Here is a 14,901-nt window from a genome sequence, read left to right on the forward strand (position 1 = left end):
TGCCCCCGCACCGGCTCCTGCCCCGGCCGCCGCCCCCGCACCGGCCCCTGCTCCTCGTGCCTCTGCCCCGGCGGCCCCGGCTCCGGCGCCCGCGGCTGCGACCAAGGTCACCTACTCTGCTGACACCTTCTTCGACTTTGACAAGTCTGTCCTGAAGGCTGAAGGCAAAGCCAAGCTGGAAGATCTGGTCGGTAAGGTCAAGGCCATCAGCCTGGAAGTGATCATCGGCGTCGGTCACACCGATTCCGTGGGTAACGACGCCTACAACCAGAAGCTGTCTGTGCGTCGCGCCGAAGCTGTGAAGGCCTTCCTGGTGTCCAAGGGCATCGAGAAGAACCGCGTTTACACCGAAGGCAAGGGCGAAAAGCAGCCCGTCGCCGACAACAAGACCGCTGAAGGCCGCGCTAAGAACCGTCGCGTGGAAATCGAAGTGGTCGGTACCCGCGCCAACTGATCTCGCTAACTGATCGTCGTTAGCGCCTCTGAGAAAGCCCCGCCCTGCGGGGCTTTTTCTTTGGCCGAGACCCTCCCACCAAAGTACCTTATTGAGCAGACGCACAATAGCTGGCAATGACCGTCTCTAATCCCCTCTCTGTTTCCGCCACCCGCAGCGACGCAAACGTCGACCCACTGGAGCTCGCGAAGTTCTCCGAACTGGCCCACCGCTGGTGGGACCCGGAAAGTGAATTTGCCCCCTTGCACCATATCAATCCACTTCGTCTGGAATGGATTCACCAGCTGGCTCCCCTGACAGGCAAGCAAGTGCTGGATGTGGGTTGTGGCGGTGGCATCCTGGCCGATGCCATGGCCCGCAAGGGCGCGCAGGTCCTCGGGATTGACTTGGCCACCAAGTCCCTGAAGGTGGCGCAGCTGCACGCCCTGGAGGCGCAGACCGAGGGAGTGCGCTACCGGGGGGTGAGCGCCGAGTCGCTAGCCGCTGAGGCTCCCGGTAGTTTTGACGTCATCACCTGCATGGAGATGCTCGAGCATGTGCCAGACCCTTCCTCTGTCGTTCGCGCCTGCTCCGAATTGGTCAAGCCTGGCGGCTGGGTCTTTTTCTCGACGATCAACCGGACTCCGAAGTCCTTTCTTTTCGCCATCGTCGGCGCCGAGTACGTTCTGAACATGTTGCCCAAGGGGACCCATGAGTGGCGCAGGTTCATTCGGCCCAGCGAGCTCTCACGTTTTTGCAGGGATTCAGGGCTGGACTTGGTAGAGCCCAAGGGCATGGAGTACAACCCGCTCACTCGCCGCTACTGGCTCTCAGGCAACACCGGCGTGAACTACATGCTGGCGACCCGCAAGCCTGCCTGAGCGCGGGGCTTTTCGTGAGCAGGTGATCGCCTAATCGGAAAACGACGATGAAGTTCACTGTTAAAGCCGTGCTGTTCGATCTGGACGGCACGCTCATCGACAGTGCCCCTGACTTGGGTGCTGCTGCCGACAAGATGCGAACCGACCGGGGGCTGCACTCCCTGCCGCTGTCTGATTACCGTCCGTATGCGGGCGCAGGTGCGCGGGGCATGTTGGGTGTGGCGTTCGGCATGACGCCGGACCACCCAGAGTTTGCTGCGCGGCGTGAAGAGTTCTTTCAGAACTATGAGCAGCGCATGCTGGTGTCTACGCATGCCTTCCCGGGTGTGCCCCAACTTATTGGCGACTTGGTCGACTTGGGGCTGGCCTGGGGTGTTGTCACCAACAAGAGCATGCGCTTTGCAGGGCCCCTGACCCGCGAGATGCCCTTGTTCTCTACCTCGGCAACGGTTGTGGGCGGTGACTCCACGCCGCACGCCAAGCCCCATCCCGCGCCTCTGTTGGAGGCGGCGCGCCAGCTCGGCATGGCGCCGGCCGATTGCCTCTATGTCGGGGATGATGAGCGCGATATCGTGGCCGGACGCGCGGCGGGCATGGCCACTGTGGCTGCCACCTATGGCTACCTCGGGCAGCGCAGCGATTGGCTGGCCTGGGGAGCAGACGCGCAGATCGACGCCCCGCTGGGCCTGCTTGCGCTGATCCGGCTGGCGACTTCGCCAAAAAATTGACGCGCATAGCCCTGAAACACCTTCTGGGCAGGAAAGGCGATTCATTTCGATCGACTGGCCCTAGAATGGGCCGCTTGGGGCTGCACCGGTTTCGACGTGGGTTCGGACGCGCAGCAGGGCATGCCGAGGCTCAGTTACCTCGTAAATCCAGCTGAAATCAAGTAACTGCCAACGACAGTCACTACCTGCAAGCGGCTAACGCCTAATGCACCTCGAACCAGTTCGCTGATGGGCTGGGCAAAGCGCGCAAGCGCCTAGCATCGAGGTTATTTACATCGGCTGGTCGCCACCCGGGTACCTTGGGTGGGGACGAGAAAGTAGGGTACTGGCGGCCGGTGTAGCGTGCGTCTGCGCGATACCGGTGGCGAGAAACCAAACCAGAACGCTACGCATGTAGAACTGTTCGAAGAAGGCTTGCGGACGCGGGTTCAATTCCCGCCAGCTCCACCAATCCACCCAGCGGGGCCCAGCGAGGCCCCGCTTTTTTTATTCCCTCTCCAATGAAACCGCGCCTTTCGCCTGCATGAGCATGCGAGGGGTTGCGGCTGAAACACCGAAACACTGAGGTAACAGGTACAGCCTCGGGCGCGGGGCAGGTCGGGCCCTGTGGCCACCTTGCTGTCCGACGACGGATGGCATCAGACTCGGCGGCACTTCACCCTGAGACACCCTCGATGGGTCGATTGGATTGGCCCACGATCTCTGGCGCCAATTCCTTAACAGCTTGAAATTGACTGAGATAAACCTTCCCGCTGAGGTGCTGCAGGAAACCGGTCCGTTGCAACCGGTCCATTACCGGCCCTTTGACTTCGCTCAGGTGCAGGCGTAAGCCGGCATCACGCAACCGATGGTCGATGGCTTCTAGGCTTTCCAGTGCACTGGCGTCAATGTCATTGATGGCGGAGCACTGCAAGACCAGATGCTTTAACTCGGGTCGGCTGGCGACGAGGGCGTTGATCCGGTCCTCCAGTGCGCGGGCGTTGGCAAAGTACAGGCTCTCGTCGACCCGTAGGCTGGCCAACTGCGGGCTAGTGCTCACCTGATGCCGAAGGACGTTGCGGAAATGCTCGGAGCCTGCCACCAGGCCAACTTCGGCGATATGCGGCCGGCTGGTCTTGAACAGGTAGAGCGCCAGGGACAGGGACACGCCGGCCACCAGGCCGGCCTCGACACCGCTGGCCAGTGTGACCAGCAAGGTCACGATGACTGCCGAAAAATCAGCGCGTGAGTAGGCCCAAGTGCTTCGCAGGATGCGCAGGTCTACAAGGGACATCACCGCCACCACGATCGTGGCCGCCAGTGCGGCCTGAGGCACGTAGTAAAGCGCTGGTGTCAGCAGCAGGGCGGCCAGCAAAATGCCCACTGCCGTGAGGACGCCGGCCGCGGGTGTCTGTGCCCCGGCGTCAAAGTTCACCACCGAGCGCGCAAAGCCGCCCGTTACCGGAAAACCCCCTGTCATGGCTGCGCCCAGGTTGCTGGCGCCCAGGGCCAGCAACTCGCGGTTGGGCTCGATCCGCTGGCGGCGCTTGGCCGCCAGTGTCTGGCCGACGGAGACGGATTCGACGAAACCAACCACGCTGATCAGCAAGGCCGGAACGGCCAGTTGCTGCCAGATGGAACTGTCCCAAGACGGTAGCGTGAGCGGTGGCAGGCCCTGCGGGACAGCTCCGACGATGCGCACGCCCCCCAGGCTATGCCACTGGCCGGCCCAGGTGAGGAGGGCGGTGACCGCGATGCCCCCAATAGGAGCTGCCTTGGCCAATCCGTCCGACAGGCGGGGCCCCAAACCCAGCCGAATCAGCAGGGGCTTGATACTGCGCCGGGCCCAAAACAGGAAGGCGACCATGCCCAGCCCGATGCTGGCAGTCAGCAGATGGGTATGGGGTGCCTGCCGCACCAGCCCCATCACCAACTCAACGAAGTTGTGTCCCTCGACCTGTATGCCCAAAATCACTTTGAGCTGGCCGGCAGCGATGAGTAGCGCCGAGGCGGTGATGAAGCCCGAGATCACCGGGTGGCTGAGAAAGTTGGCCAGGAACCCCAGGCGCAGAACAGACATCAGCACCAGCATGGCGCCAGAGATGAAGGCGAGCGTGATCGCCAACGTCCAGTAGGCCGGTGAGCCCGCCTGGGCGAACTCGCCGATGGCGGTGGCCGTCATCAGGGAAACCACGGCCACGGGCCCCACGGCCAGCACGCGGCTGCTGCCGAAGGCGGCGTACAGCAACAAGGGGGCGATGCTGGCGTAAAGGCCAACTTCCGGTGGCAGTCCTGCCAGCGCGGCATAGGCCAAGCTCTGCGGAATGAGCATGAGGGTGACGATGAGTGCCGCCACCCAGTCACTGGAAAAAGTGGCGCGGTCATAGCCGCGCGTCCACTCTGGTGTGGGGAGTCCGCCCGGACCCGAGCCCACCTCAGGCTCCAGCGCCGCGCGCAGCCGACGCCTTGGCCCAGCGATCGAGCACTTCGAACACCAGCATACCGCCCACCATGGCTGCGACGAACAGTGCCGCCTTCGACTCGCCAGCCCCCATGGCCACGATGCCTGGGCCGGGGCAGAAGCCCGCCAAGCCCCAGCCGGCGCCAAAGGTCAACGAACCCAGCACCAAGCGACGGTCGATGTCGCGAGAGGTGGGCAGATGCATGGCCGCACCCAGGAAGCTGCTGGTGCGTTTTTTCGCCAAGGTAAAGCCGACCAGGCCGACCAGAATGCCGCCGCCCATGACGAAGGCCAGGGAGGGGTCCCAGGTGCCTGCCAGATCGAGAAAGCCGATGACTTTGCCCGGGTCGGTCATGCCGGAAATGAGGAGCCCCCAGCCAAAGAGCAGGCCCACCAGAAATTCAGAGAGACGGTTCATGAAATTCTCCTAGGTGTCACATCAGGTGACGAATGACGTAGACCATGGCAAAGCCCGAGGCCATGAAGGCCAGCGTGGCAACCAGCGAGCGCGGCGACAGCCGAGACAGACCGCACACGCCGTGGCCACTGGTACAGCCCGAGCCATAGCGGGTGCCCAGGCCGACCAGCAGGCCCGCTGCGACGATGGCGACGGTGCCCGCCTCAATGCGTGGTGCGCTGACCAGGCCTGGCGCCAGCAGCGAGAGCGTCGCCGGCGCCAGCACCAGGCCCAGCAGAAAGAACACGCGCCAGCTCGCATCGCTGCGCTTGGGCAATAGGAGACCACCCAGAATGCCGCTGATGCCCAGCACGCGGCCGTTGACCAGGATGAATGCCGCGGAGGCAATGCCCAGCAAGATCCCGCCGGCCAGTGCCGTCCAGGGGGTGAAATGGGTCCAGTCGATGGTCATCGTTTGCTCCTTGCTACTGGGGGTTTGCAGAACTGTTGGAAGAGGGTGTTCATGACTGCCAGTGCCGGGGCACTGGTGAGTTGATAAAAGATGTTCTTGCCTTCGCGCCGTGTGGTCACGAGCTCTGCATTGCGCAGCACGGTGAGCTGTTGTGACAACGTGGGCTGGACGATGCCCAGACTGGCCTCCAATTCGCCCACACACATCTCCTGCTGGGACAACTGGCAGAGGATGAGAAGGCGGTCGGGATTGGCAAGCGCCTTCATCAATTCGCAGGCGTGTCCGGCAGCAGACTGCATTTCAGCGAGATCCAGTGTTTCTTTGGCCATGGTGGATGAGGCTAGGCGAGGTGTTGAAGTTCTCTACTTGGCATCACTATATTGACAAACAATATATCTGTCAATAAAATATTGAAAAATCAACTGAAAGGAGCGCCACGTGACCACAGACTCGTTGAACCCCCAGGTACATGGCATCTTCGACCCCGCCACCTGGACGGTGAGTTACATCGTTCATCACGGCCCCGGTACCGCCTGCGCCATCATTGATTCGGTGCTCGACTACGACCCCAAGTCGGGCCGTACCCGCACCACCTCGGCAGACAAGGTGGTGGCCTATGTTCAAGAGAACCAGTTGCGTGTGGAGTGGATTCTTGAAACCCACGCCCATGCCGACCACATTACGGCTGCGCCCTATCTCAAGCAAAAGCTGGGGGGCAAGGTTGCCATCGGTCACCAGATCACCGCCGTTCAGAAGGTATTCAAGGGCGTCTTCAACCTCGAGCCCGAGTTCAAGCAAGACGGCTCTCAGTTCGACGCCCTGCTCAAGGACGACGAAGAATTCACCATTGGCGATCTGCGCGCCAAGGTGCTCGCCGTGCCGGGCCACACCCCCGCCTGCGTGGCTTATCAGGTGGGTGACGCCGTCTTTGTAGGCGACACGCTCTTCATGCCCGATGTGGGCAGCGCGCGCTGCGACTTTCCCGGTGGTGACGCCAAGACGCTCTACGCCTCAACCCGCAAGCTTTTGAGCCTGCCAGCGCAGACACGCTTGTTCATGTGCCATGACTACCCGCCCAACAGTCGCCCAGTGGCCTACGAAACCACGGTCGCCGAGCAGCGTGCAAAAAACATCCACGTTCATGACGGCATCAGCGAGGCGCAGTTCGTCCAGATGCGAACTCAGCGCGACGCCACCTTGGACATGCCTGTGCTGATCTTGCCCGCGGTGCAGATCAACATCCGCGCGGGTGCGATGCCGCCCAAAGACGACAACGGAATTGCTTATCTGAAGATTCCGATCAACGGGGTGTGATCGTTGGTGTAGGCGATCCCGTTGCCAGCGCTCCCCTGGAGATCTTGACCGGAACTCAGAGGCTGCGGTCGATTGTTTGACAATCCTACGGTCGGCTTGCAGAATGCTGCGCCATGGCATTGATCAACACCTCATCAGGCGCCGGCGCGCAAGCGACGGAGCCCGATGCGCGCAATGTGGATGCGCGGGTTTACGTCAACGGCAAGTTTGTTCCACGCGCCGAGGCGACGGTTTCGGTCTTCGACGCGGGCTACGTCTGTGGCGACGGGGTGTGGGAGGGCGTACGCATCGTGCGCGGACGCGTGATTGCGCTGGATGCGCACCTAGACCGCTTGTTCGAGGGGGCTCGGTCCATTGCGATGGACATCGGAATGTCCAGAGATCAAGTGCGCGAGATCATCCGCGCCACCTTCGAGGCCAATGCCATTGACGATGGTGGGCACGCGCGCTTGATGGTGACCCGGGGCGTGAAGACCACCCCCAATCAAGATCCGCGCACGGTGTTGGGCGCTCCCACGGTGGTCTGCGTGGCGGAGCGCAAGGTCGTGTCGGTCCAGGCCAAGCAGCGGGGCCTGAAGCTGTTTACCTCCACCTTCCGATGCAGCACCCCGGATGTGTTTGATTTACGGCTCAATTCACACAGTCGGCTCAATCTGATTCAGGCCCTGATCCAGGCCCTTCAGGCGGGCGCCGACGAGGCGCTGATGCTCGACACCCAGGGCTTCGTCTCCAGTTGCAACTCGACCAATTTTTTCGTGGTGCGCGGCGACCAACTGTGGACCTCCAGCGGCCGCGCCTGCTTCAACGGCATCACCCGCGCGACCGTGATCCGGCTGGCGCGTGAGGCAGGCATTGAGGTGGTCGAGGGTGATTTCACGCTGGCCCAGGCCTATGGCGGTGATGAAGCCTTTGTGACGGGCACGCTGGCGGGCATCACGCCCGTTTCGCATCTCGATGGCCGGCCGTACACACGCCGCACCCTGACCGAGCGTTTGGACGCTCTGTACAACCGCTACCTGCAGCAGCCCGACGCATGACGGCCGATACCCACCTCATTCTCGAGAATTTCGACCTGCTGGATGTCGACAAGGGAGAGCTTCTCAGTGGGCACTCAGTAGAGATTCGGGGTGATCGCATCCACTCGGTGGTGCGCGGCGCCATCTCGGACCCGTCGGCCCGTCGCATGGACCTGGGTGGCCGGGTGCTGATGCCGGGCCTCATCGACTGCCATGTTCATGTCTGCGCCGACGCGATGACCAGCCGGGCGCCGCTGTTTCCTGCCTTGGCGGTCGCCAAGTCCAGCCACTTGCTGCACGATACGCTGATGCGTGGTTTCACCACCATACGTGACACGGGCGGAGCCGACGCAGGCTACCGGGACGCGGTGGATCAAGGGCTCTTCCTGGGGCCACGCATGAAGGTCAGCGGCCGACCGATCAGTCAGACCGGAGGGCACGGCGACTCCCGCGCGACCTCGGATTTTTGTGCGCCGTGTCGCGACCATGCTGCGTACTTCGCGCTCGCCGATGGCGTCGCCGAGGTGCGCAAGGCCATCCGCGAAGAGATTCGCCGAGGCGCCGACCAGATCAAGATCATGGCCTCCGGCGGCATTTCTTCACCTGCCGACCCGATCGATTACCTGCAGTACTCCACGGAAGAACTGGTCGCTGCGGTGGATGAGGCGCACCGTGCTCACAAGTACGTGATGGCCCATGCCTACACGGCCGAAGCGATCGAGCGGGCCGTGGAAGTGGGTGTCCGCAGTGTGGAGCACGGCAACTTTCTGGATGAAAAGTGTGCCGCCATGATGGCCGCGCGAGGCACATTTCTTGTGCCGACTTTGATTGTCTACCGCCGTATCGTGAGCCACGGACATCTGGTGGATGCCTCCCCCGGACATATGGAGAAGGCGCGCCAGGTGTTGGACAGCGGAACCCGGTCGCTGGAGATCGCCCATCGCGCCGGCGTGAAGATGGCTTTCGGGACCGACCTGTTCAAGGCACCCAAAGAATTTCAGACCGAGGAATTTTTGGTGCGGGCCGAGGTCCTCTCTCATGCGCAGATCCTGCGCAGCGCGACCACGGTCGCAGCCGAGTTGATGCGCATGGACGACCGCATCGGACGAATTCAGTCGGGCTACCTGGCAGACCTGCTCGTGGTCGAGGGCAATCCGCTGCTGGACTTCGCCTGCCTACAGAACCAGGGCGCGCAGATGCCGGTGATTTTCAAAGGAGGTCAGCGCGTGAAAGACCTTCTCTCGTCCGATGCCCTTCCAACCCTGGTTCCTTCCAAGTCGCTGGGCAACCAGTACCGTGCCCTGCGCCCTGTGCCGCGTTGACCCGACAACCCCTGTTTATTAAGGAGACAACAGCTATGCAAGACCTCATCATCCAACGCCGTCAGTTGCTGCGAATGGGCTCCGCTGCCGCAATTTGCGGTGCCCCGCTTTCAGCGCTTGCCTCTGAGTTTCCCTCCAAGCGGATTCGGTTCGTCGTTCCGTTTCCGGCGGCAGGCATTGTCGACATCGTGGCGCGTGCGCTGAGCGACGACCTGGCCGCCGACCTGGGGCAGCCGGTGGTGGTGGAGGCCTTGCCAGGCGCTGCCGCAGCCATCGGCACGCAGGTTGTTGCCAAGGCCGACCCGGACGGCCACACGTGGCTGCTGGCCACCATCAGTCACGTGGCTACCCCCTACCTGCAGACCACGCCGTATCACCCCGTCAACGACTTCTCGGCAGTGGCATCCATTGGCAGTGGTGTGGTGGTGGCCGTGGTGCCCGCTAGCCTTCGTGTCGCCAATATGTTGGAGTTCGTGAACCTCGCCAAGGCCCGGCCTGGCGCGCTCAACTACATGCACGCCGGCAACGGCAGTGCCACGCACCTTGGCTCAGAGGTATTCAAGACGACGGCCGGCATTTCCATGCAAGGTGTTCCCTACAAAGGCCTGCCGCCCGGCGTGCAGGATCTGGCGGCAGGGCGGGTTGAATTTGGCCTGGTCAGCCTGCAACTGGCGCAGCCGCTGATGAAGTCTGGCCTGCTTCGTGCCATCGCCATCTCGACCCCGACTCGCCAGCCCGACCTGCCCGATGTCCCAACGTTCGACGAGCAGGGCTTCGGGTCCGCCGTGATTCAAAGCTGGTTCCTGTTGTGCGTGCCCTCCGCCACGCCGCGGGCGGCCGTCCTGCGGATCAACACCGCTGTGAACAAGGCCTTGCTCAAGCCGGATGTCCGCCAACGCCTGGCGTCGGCCTTCGTGGTGCCCGAGAAGCCGCAGACGCCTGAACAATGTCAGGCCACCCTGGTGGCCGATCATCAGCGCATTGGCAAGGTGATCCGTGATGCCAAAATCACGCCCACATGATCGAGTCCCACGCCATGGAGATCTGCAAAGTCCAGGTGGGGAACGGCCTGGACGTCAATAAAAAAGGCTTTACCCAGTGGCCTGCCGTCGCAGCGAATGGTTTCGTGTACACCTTCGGGATCACCCCGATAGATACCGAAACCCTTGAGATCATGCCGGGGGATATCGAGTTTCAGACAAGGCGCGTGCTTGATGTTTTGTCAGAGGTGCTCGAGGCGGCAGGCTCCAGCCTCTCGCGGACATTGCACGCCACGGTCTATTTGCGCGATATTCAGGATGACTACGCCGGCTTCAACAAGGCCTTCGATCACTATTTTGCGCACAGCCCGGTGCCGCGGACGGTGGTGCAGGCGGTGATTCGCTCCCCGGTGGCGCGCGTTCAGATCCAGATCGTGGCCTTGCAAGAGCCCGGCCGGGTGGCCCGAACGCAATGACAGCTTGTTCACCTGTATGAGTGGCCTGCCCAATTTCCAGCCTGTTTCCTCGCGCACCCGCCGCGACCAGGTCGCCCATACCTTGCGTCAGGCCATTTTGGCCGGGCAAATGCCGGGGGGCACACAGCTGGTCGAGGGGCCACTGGCTACGCAACTGGGTGTGAGTCGAGGGCTGCTGCGCGAGGCCCTGCGCGAGCTGATCGAGTCTGGCCTGGTGATCAACCGACCGTACGCAGGCACCTTCGTGACCGAGTTGAGCGTGGAGGACCTGCGCGACGTCTACGAAATCCGCCATGTTCTGGAGGCGCAGGCCTACACCCGCTTGTGGCCACGCCGCGATGCCGCCTTTCGGCAAGAGCTCAAAGAGCGTTTTGATGCCATGATGACCTCGGTTGACAGTGGCGATCTCCCTCAGGAAATCCATGCCGAGTTTCGCTTCCATGGCTTGGTTTATGAGCGCTGCGGCAACCATGTGATGCTCTCGCTGTGGGAGCAACTTTCACAAAAGCTGCAACTGGGTTTTGCAATTTGCCAGGTCGCTCGCGTCCCCAAACTCGACTTCAAGGAAAACCATCAGCGGTTTCTTGACCTTGCGCTGGGCGATGACCTGCCAGCCATGCTGGCCGAGTTAGACCAGCACCTTCTTCGTGGCATGGCGACGTTGGATTCGTTAACGGGTCCGCAGCGGTCCTAGCCGTATCGGCCCGATACGGGTCCTGAGGGTGGGGCAGAGACCCCCACCCTGCCCGTTCTCGGGGAAGCACTCCCTACAGCGCCATGCCCACCGCATAGCCCTCCGCAGTCGCCGACATCGGCTCCCGTGCCCACTTGGCGTCGCCGACGCGGTGCACCGGGATGTTCAAGCCCTCCAGCTCGGGCAAGAGCGCAAGGTTTGGCTGGCGCGGGGTGGCATAGGTCAGGAGCGCGACCTCCTCGAGATGGCGAAGCCGCCCGCCGAACACGCTGCGATAGGCCAGGCGGCCTTCTTCTTCCATCGTCTCGTTCCATACCGGCTCGACCTGCGCGATCACCTCGATGTCGCGCTCCACCATGCGCCTTTGAATCCGCTGGCGCACCACCAGGGCGGTGTCCTGCGCAATCGCCTCACGGGCGCACAGGATGACGACGCGGGCGAACTTATCGCGGAGCAATTCGGCGGCAGCGTAAGTGCCTTCCGTCTGGTCCATGTCAAAGAGGACAGCAGTTCCCGCTTGCGGGGACTGGATGGCCAGCACCTCGGGGACGAGTTCACGCAGGTCTTTCACCCAGCCCTCGTCACGCAGGCGCGTTGGCAGGCAGGGGGGCCACACCATGGTGGCACCGGTGGCCAGCACGACGGCGTCGGGCTGCAGGGCCTGGATGTCTTCGATGCGCGCCGGCGCCCCCAGGTGCATCGGCACACCCAGAGCCTGCAGGCGCATCACCTGGTAGTCGGCAATGCTCGAGAGCGATTCGCTGACGCGCAGTCGTGATTGCAACTGGGCTTTACCACCGGCCTCTTGCCCGAATACGGTGACCGAGTGCCCGCGTTCAGCGGCGGTCATCGCCGCTTCGAGGCCGGCGATGCCCGCGCCTACCACCACGATGCGTCGGGGTGATGGCGCCGCAGGCCAGCGCTCTTCGAGTTCATCGGCCAGGGCGACGCGCGGGTTGTTGTCGCAGGACAGCGGCTTGTCCTGGATGATGGTGCGCCAGCAGGAGTTGCAGGAGACGCAGTAGCGGATGTCGCGCGCCCGTCCCTGGGCCGCCTTGCGGGGCCAGGCTGGGTCGGTAACCAGGGCGCGAGCCAGCCCGACCAGCGAGGCATCCCCTCGGGTCAAAATGCCCTCGGCCTCGGCGGGGTCGGTGATGCGTCCCAAGGCCATGACTGGCACGCCCGGGGTGGCTGCCTGCAACTGGCTGATCATGGGCATAAAGGGCAGGCGCGGGTAGCTGTCGTCCGGCAGGTGCATCTCCAGCGTGTGGTGATGGGTGCCTTGCGCATAAGACAGCAGGTCTACTGCCACCTGGCGTACCAGGTGCCCGGCCACTTCGGCGGCAAGGGCGGGACCCACACCATCGGGTAGACCGTCATCCCCCGGGAGCTTGACCGCCAACAGGAAGCCCGAGCCGCAGGCGGAGCGAATGGCCTGGCAGACCTCGACCAGAAGCCGTGCCCGAGCAGCCAGGTCGCCCCCGTAGCCATCCTCGCGCTGGTTGGTGCGCGGGGAGAGGAACTGGTGAAACAAATGTCCGTGTCCGGCTGACAACTCGACCCCCGAGTAGCCGCAGCGTTGCAGGCGCGCGGCGGCCTGACCCGCTGCCGCCGAAAAGGCGGCCAACTCCGGCGCGCTCATCTCCTCGGGCATGGCGTAGAACAGGTCGTCGGGCAGCGCGCTGGCGCCGCGCAGGCCACCCACCCGGCCCGGGAGCCGGCGGGCACGCCCGTTGTCCTGGATCTGTGCCAGCAGGTGGCAATCCTCTGAGCGAATGGCGTGGGCGAAGCGAGTGAGGGCGTCCACCGCCGAGTCGTTCCACACGCAGAGCCGCTCGGTGCCCTGACTGGGCATGAAGGCAACCGGGTCGGTGATGATCATGGCCGCCCCACCGCGGGCGCGGTTCAGGTGGTACTGGTGATAGCCAGGATGCACACCCCCGGGCTGGCTTCGGCGCAGCGACATGGAGGCGTGCACGATCCGGTTTTTGAGCGTGCAGGGCCCCACCTGCATCGGCGAAAAAAGCAGGGGGTAGGGCGTGGTGTCTTCCATGGACAGGTCTTTCACCGGCGGCGTTCGGGCCGGGCCTTTCGGTTATGGTGCGCACTGCTGCCGCGGGCCTGCGCCCTGCGGGCACTGCATGAACAAGGAACACCGAGGTAATCACGATGACCCCAGAGGAATTGTCCCAGCGGCTGGCGCCCATCAAAGCCAAGCGCGGCTACCTGCTGCCGCACCACGGATTGCTGGCGGTGTCGTCGCCCCAGCTGCTCCAGGCCTATGACCAGCTTTACTCGGCGATCGCGCTGGAGCACAAGACCTTGTCGGTACGGGATCGGGAGCTGGTCTGGCTGGCGGTATTGATCGCGACCGACGAGGCCCTGGCCACCCACCATATCCCGCGCTTTCTGGAGGGCGGCGGGCAGATGGCCGAGTTCAACGCGGTGCTTCAACTCACCGCCAGCCTCAAGGGCGTGACCGCGTACCGCTTCGTGTACACCCACTGGGCGCCCCATGTGCCCGATCTGGATCTGGTGCAGTCCTACCGCGACGCCCTGGAGCGCGCCGGTCAGCCGCTGTCGCCGCGTGACGTGTGGCTGTGCGCATGCAGTGTGCACGCGGCTCTGGGGCATTTTGACTGGCTGCGCGAGGCGCTGGCGGCCGCCTACGACCGGCAGGTGGGCGAGCTGGACCTTGCCGAGGCCCTGGGCATCATGATGTTCCCGGGCAGCGTTCCGCATTACGTGGAAGCGGCGAAGGTGTGGATGAACCTCATACGAGAGGGGCAGGTGCAGGCCTCGCCCGCGTTTGCGGCCTGGGCCCGGATGTCGGGGCAGGGCGGCTACGACGAGGCATCGGGCAAGCGCTGAATCAGATCACCGCGCGGCCACGCATCACATCAGCGATGCGCTCGGCCAGCATGTAAACCGGCGCGGCGGTATTGCCGCTGGTCACCTTGGGCAGGGAGGAGGCGTCCACCACCCGCAGGCCCTGCACGCCGCGTACGCGGCACTGCGGGTCTAGCACCGCCATCGGGTCGGTGTCAGGGCCCATACGGCAGCTCGAGGTGGGGTGGTAAACAGTGTCGGCGTTGGTGCGGATCCAGGCGTCGATCTGGGCGTCGCTTTGCACATCGGGGCCTGGCGACAGCTCGGCGCCACGCCACGGGTCGAAGGCACTCTGGCGGAAGATTTCCCGCAGGCGCTTGACGCCCTCGCGCAGCACCGGCAGGTCTTCGGGGGCGCTCAGGTAATTGGGCTGGATGCGCGGGTGCGCCAGCGGGTCGGCAGAGGCGAGGGTGATGCTGCCCACCGAGCGAGGACGCAGCTGGAACGCGTTGGAGAAAAAGCCTGATCCCCGGTCCTGCGGCAGCACCTTCGAGAAGTACGGCAGCCGCAGCGAGGCGCTGGACAGCCCGGGCAGGAAATGTGACTGCAGGTCGGGCTCCGGCAGATCGGGCGACGACTTGTAAAGCCCACCCACCTCCAGCGGAAAGCTCGACGCCGGCCCCTTGCCCCAGATCATGGCCTGAGCGAGCGCCCAGGCGGCCCGGTCGGGCCGGCGCAGGCGGTCGATGGTGATGTCTTGTAAGGCGCGGTGGTCTACCCGCACCAGCAGATGGTCTTGCAAGTTCTGTCCGACCCCGGGCAGGTCCAGGCGGACCGGGATGCGGTGGGCGCGCAAGACCTCGGCGGGGCCGATCCCAGACAGCATCAGCAATTGCGGCGAGTTGACCGCGCCGCCGCA

16 protein-coding genes and 1 other RNA gene are annotated in these 14,901 nt (G+C 63.8%); 11 read left to right on the forward strand and 6 right to left on the reverse strand.

Annotated features, from left to right (window positions below; translation table 11 throughout):
• The 4 genes from ompA to ssrA all read left to right on the forward strand — a co-directional run.
• Nucleotides 1-454: outer membrane protein OmpA (gene ompA, locus QE494_RS16700; protein ID WP_300045194.1), on the forward strand; the 454-nt coding region annotated here is incomplete at its 5' end.
• 116 nt (nt 455-570) lie between these two features.
• A complete protein-coding gene (gene ubiG, locus QE494_RS16705; protein ID WP_300045195.1) occupies nt 571-1,314 on the forward strand; it encodes a bifunctional 2-polyprenyl-6-hydroxyphenol methylase/3-demethylubiquinol 3-O-methyltransferase UbiG in 744 nt (247 codons plus the stop codon).
• A 47-nt stretch (nt 1,315-1,361) separates the two neighbouring features.
• Entirely contained in the window at nt 1,362-2,042 is a 681-nt protein-coding gene (locus QE494_RS16710) for an HAD family hydrolase (RefSeq protein ID WP_300045197.1), read from the forward strand.
• 76 nt (nt 2,043-2,118) lie between these two features.
• Nucleotides 2,119-2,492, forward strand: a transfer-messenger RNA (tmRNA) gene (gene ssrA, locus QE494_RS16715).
• Between the two features lie 205 nt (nt 2,493-2,697).
• On the opposite strand, the gene QE494_RS16720 is transcribed toward ssrA, so the two are convergent.
• Genes QE494_RS16720 through QE494_RS16735 form a run of 4 tightly spaced genes read right to left on the reverse strand, consistent with a single transcriptional unit; the run spans nt 2,698 to nt 5,680 of the window.
• Nucleotides 2,698-4,455, reverse strand: coding sequence for a SulP family inorganic anion transporter (locus QE494_RS16720; RefSeq protein WP_300045199.1), 1,758 nt, complete (start codon nt 4,453-4,455; stop codon nt 2,698-2,700).
• A gap of 1 nt (nt 4,456) precedes the next feature.
• Nucleotides 4,457-4,900 carry a DUF6691 family protein gene (locus QE494_RS16725; protein ID WP_300045201.1) on the reverse strand — a complete coding sequence of 148 codons (444 nt, stop codon included), beginning with the start codon at nt 4,898-4,900 and terminating at the stop codon, nt 4,457-4,459.
• 16 nt (nt 4,901-4,916) lie between these two features.
• The gene (locus tag QE494_RS16730; RefSeq protein ID WP_300045203.1) at nt 4,917-5,351 is read right to left on the reverse strand and encodes a YeeE/YedE family protein; all 435 of its coding nucleotides are present in this window, start codon (nt 5,349-5,351) and stop codon (nt 4,917-4,919) included.
• Nucleotides 5,348-5,680: a metalloregulator ArsR/SmtB family transcription factor gene (locus QE494_RS16735; protein ID WP_300045205.1), complete on the reverse strand. Its 333-nt coding sequence runs from the start codon at nt 5,678-5,680 to the stop codon at nt 5,348-5,350. The genes QE494_RS16730 and QE494_RS16735 overlap by 4 nt, the downstream gene beginning before the upstream one ends.
• Before the next feature lie 124 nt (nt 5,681-5,804).
• Here QE494_RS16735 and QE494_RS16740 point away from each other — a divergent pair, with 124 nt between their 5' ends.
• From QE494_RS16740 to QE494_RS16765, 6 genes are all read left to right on the forward strand, one after another.
• Nucleotides 5,805-6,665: an MBL fold metallo-hydrolase gene (locus QE494_RS16740; RefSeq protein ID WP_300045223.1), complete on the forward strand. Its 861-nt coding sequence runs from the start codon at nt 5,805-5,807 to the stop codon at nt 6,663-6,665.
• A 113-nt stretch (nt 6,666-6,778) separates the two neighbouring features.
• Entirely contained in the window at nt 6,779-7,702 is a 924-nt protein-coding gene (locus QE494_RS16745) for an aminotransferase class IV (RefSeq protein ID WP_300045207.1), read from the forward strand.
• A complete protein-coding gene (locus QE494_RS16750) occupies nt 7,699-9,003 on the forward strand; it encodes an amidohydrolase family protein (RefSeq protein WP_300045209.1) in 1,305 nt (434 codons plus the stop codon). The genes QE494_RS16745 and QE494_RS16750 overlap by 4 nt, the downstream gene beginning before the upstream one ends.
• A 35-nt stretch (nt 9,004-9,038) precedes the next feature.
• Complete coding sequence (locus tag QE494_RS16755; RefSeq protein ID WP_300045211.1) at nt 9,039-10,025, forward strand: tripartite tricarboxylate transporter substrate binding protein; 987 nt, start codon at nt 9,039-9,041, stop codon at nt 10,023-10,025.
• Nucleotides 10,022-10,459 (forward strand): RidA family protein, encoded by a 438-nt coding sequence (locus QE494_RS16760; protein WP_300045213.1) that lies wholly within the window; start codon nt 10,022-10,024, stop codon nt 10,457-10,459. The genes QE494_RS16755 and QE494_RS16760 overlap by 4 nt, the downstream gene beginning before the upstream one ends.
• A 16-nt stretch (nt 10,460-10,475) precedes the next feature.
• Nucleotides 10,476-11,153, forward strand: a complete 678-nt coding sequence (locus QE494_RS16765; protein WP_300045215.1) for a GntR family transcriptional regulator — start codon at nt 10,476-10,478, stop codon at nt 11,151-11,153.
• A gap of 73 nt (nt 11,154-11,226) precedes the next feature.
• Here QE494_RS16765 and QE494_RS16770 read toward each other — a convergent pair whose 3' ends face one another.
• On the reverse strand, nt 11,227-13,221 hold the full coding sequence (locus QE494_RS16770) for an FAD-dependent oxidoreductase (RefSeq protein WP_300045217.1): 1,995 nt from the start codon (nt 13,219-13,221) through the stop codon (nt 11,227-11,229).
• A gap of 101 nt (nt 13,222-13,322) precedes the next feature.
• On the opposite strand from QE494_RS16770, the gene QE494_RS16775 reads away from it, so the two are divergent.
• Nucleotides 13,323-14,024 carry a carboxymuconolactone decarboxylase family protein gene (locus QE494_RS16775; RefSeq protein WP_300045219.1) on the forward strand — a complete coding sequence of 234 codons (702 nt, stop codon included), beginning with the start codon at nt 13,323-13,325 and terminating at the stop codon, nt 14,022-14,024.
• A gap of 1 nt (nt 14,025) precedes the next feature.
• Here QE494_RS16775 and QE494_RS16780 read toward each other — a convergent pair.
• The coding region (locus QE494_RS16780) for a GMC family oxidoreductase (RefSeq protein ID WP_300045221.1) at nt 14,026-14,901 on the reverse strand (876 nt) is incomplete at its 5' end.

The organism is Ramlibacter sp., assembly GCF_029866045.1.
Taxonomy (GTDB): Bacteria; Pseudomonadota; Gammaproteobacteria; order Burkholderiales; family Burkholderiaceae_C; genus Ramlibacter.

Bases quoted from the DNA above. Each gene is read 5' to 3' on its own strand.
- QE494_RS16730 (WP_300045203.1), bottom strand. From the start codon at position 5,351: ATGACCATCGACTGGACCCATTTCACCCCCTGGACGGCACTGGCCGGC.
- QE494_RS16750 (WP_300045209.1), top strand. From the start codon at position 7,699: ATGACGGCCGATACCCACCTCATTCTCGAGAATTTCGACCTGCTGGAT.
- QE494_RS16725 (WP_300045201.1), bottom strand. From the start codon at position 4,900: ATGAACCGTCTCTCTGAATTTCTGGTGGGCCTGCTCTTTGGCTGGGGG.
- QE494_RS16755 (WP_300045211.1), top strand. From the start codon at position 9,039: ATGCAAGACCTCATCATCCAACGCCGTCAGTTGCTGCGAATGGGCTCC.
- QE494_RS16775 (WP_300045219.1), top strand. From the start codon at position 13,323: ATGACCCCAGAGGAATTGTCCCAGCGGCTGGCGCCCATCAAAGCCAAG.
- QE494_RS16745 (WP_300045207.1), top strand. From the start codon at position 6,779: ATGGCATTGATCAACACCTCATCAGGCGCCGGCGCGCAAGCGACGGAG.
- QE494_RS16710 (WP_300045197.1), top strand. From the start codon at position 1,362: ATGAAGTTCACTGTTAAAGCCGTGCTGTTCGATCTGGACGGCACGCTC.
- QE494_RS16735 (WP_300045205.1), bottom strand. From the start codon at position 5,680: ATGGCCAAAGAAACACTGGATCTCGCTGAAATGCAGTCTGCTGCCGGA.
- ubiG (WP_300045195.1), top strand. From the start codon at position 571: ATGACCGTCTCTAATCCCCTCTCTGTTTCCGCCACCCGCAGCGACGCA.
- QE494_RS16765 (WP_300045215.1), top strand. From the start codon at position 10,476: ATGAGTGGCCTGCCCAATTTCCAGCCTGTTTCCTCGCGCACCCGCCGC.
- QE494_RS16760 (WP_300045213.1), top strand. From the start codon at position 10,022: ATGATCGAGTCCCACGCCATGGAGATCTGCAAAGTCCAGGTGGGGAAC.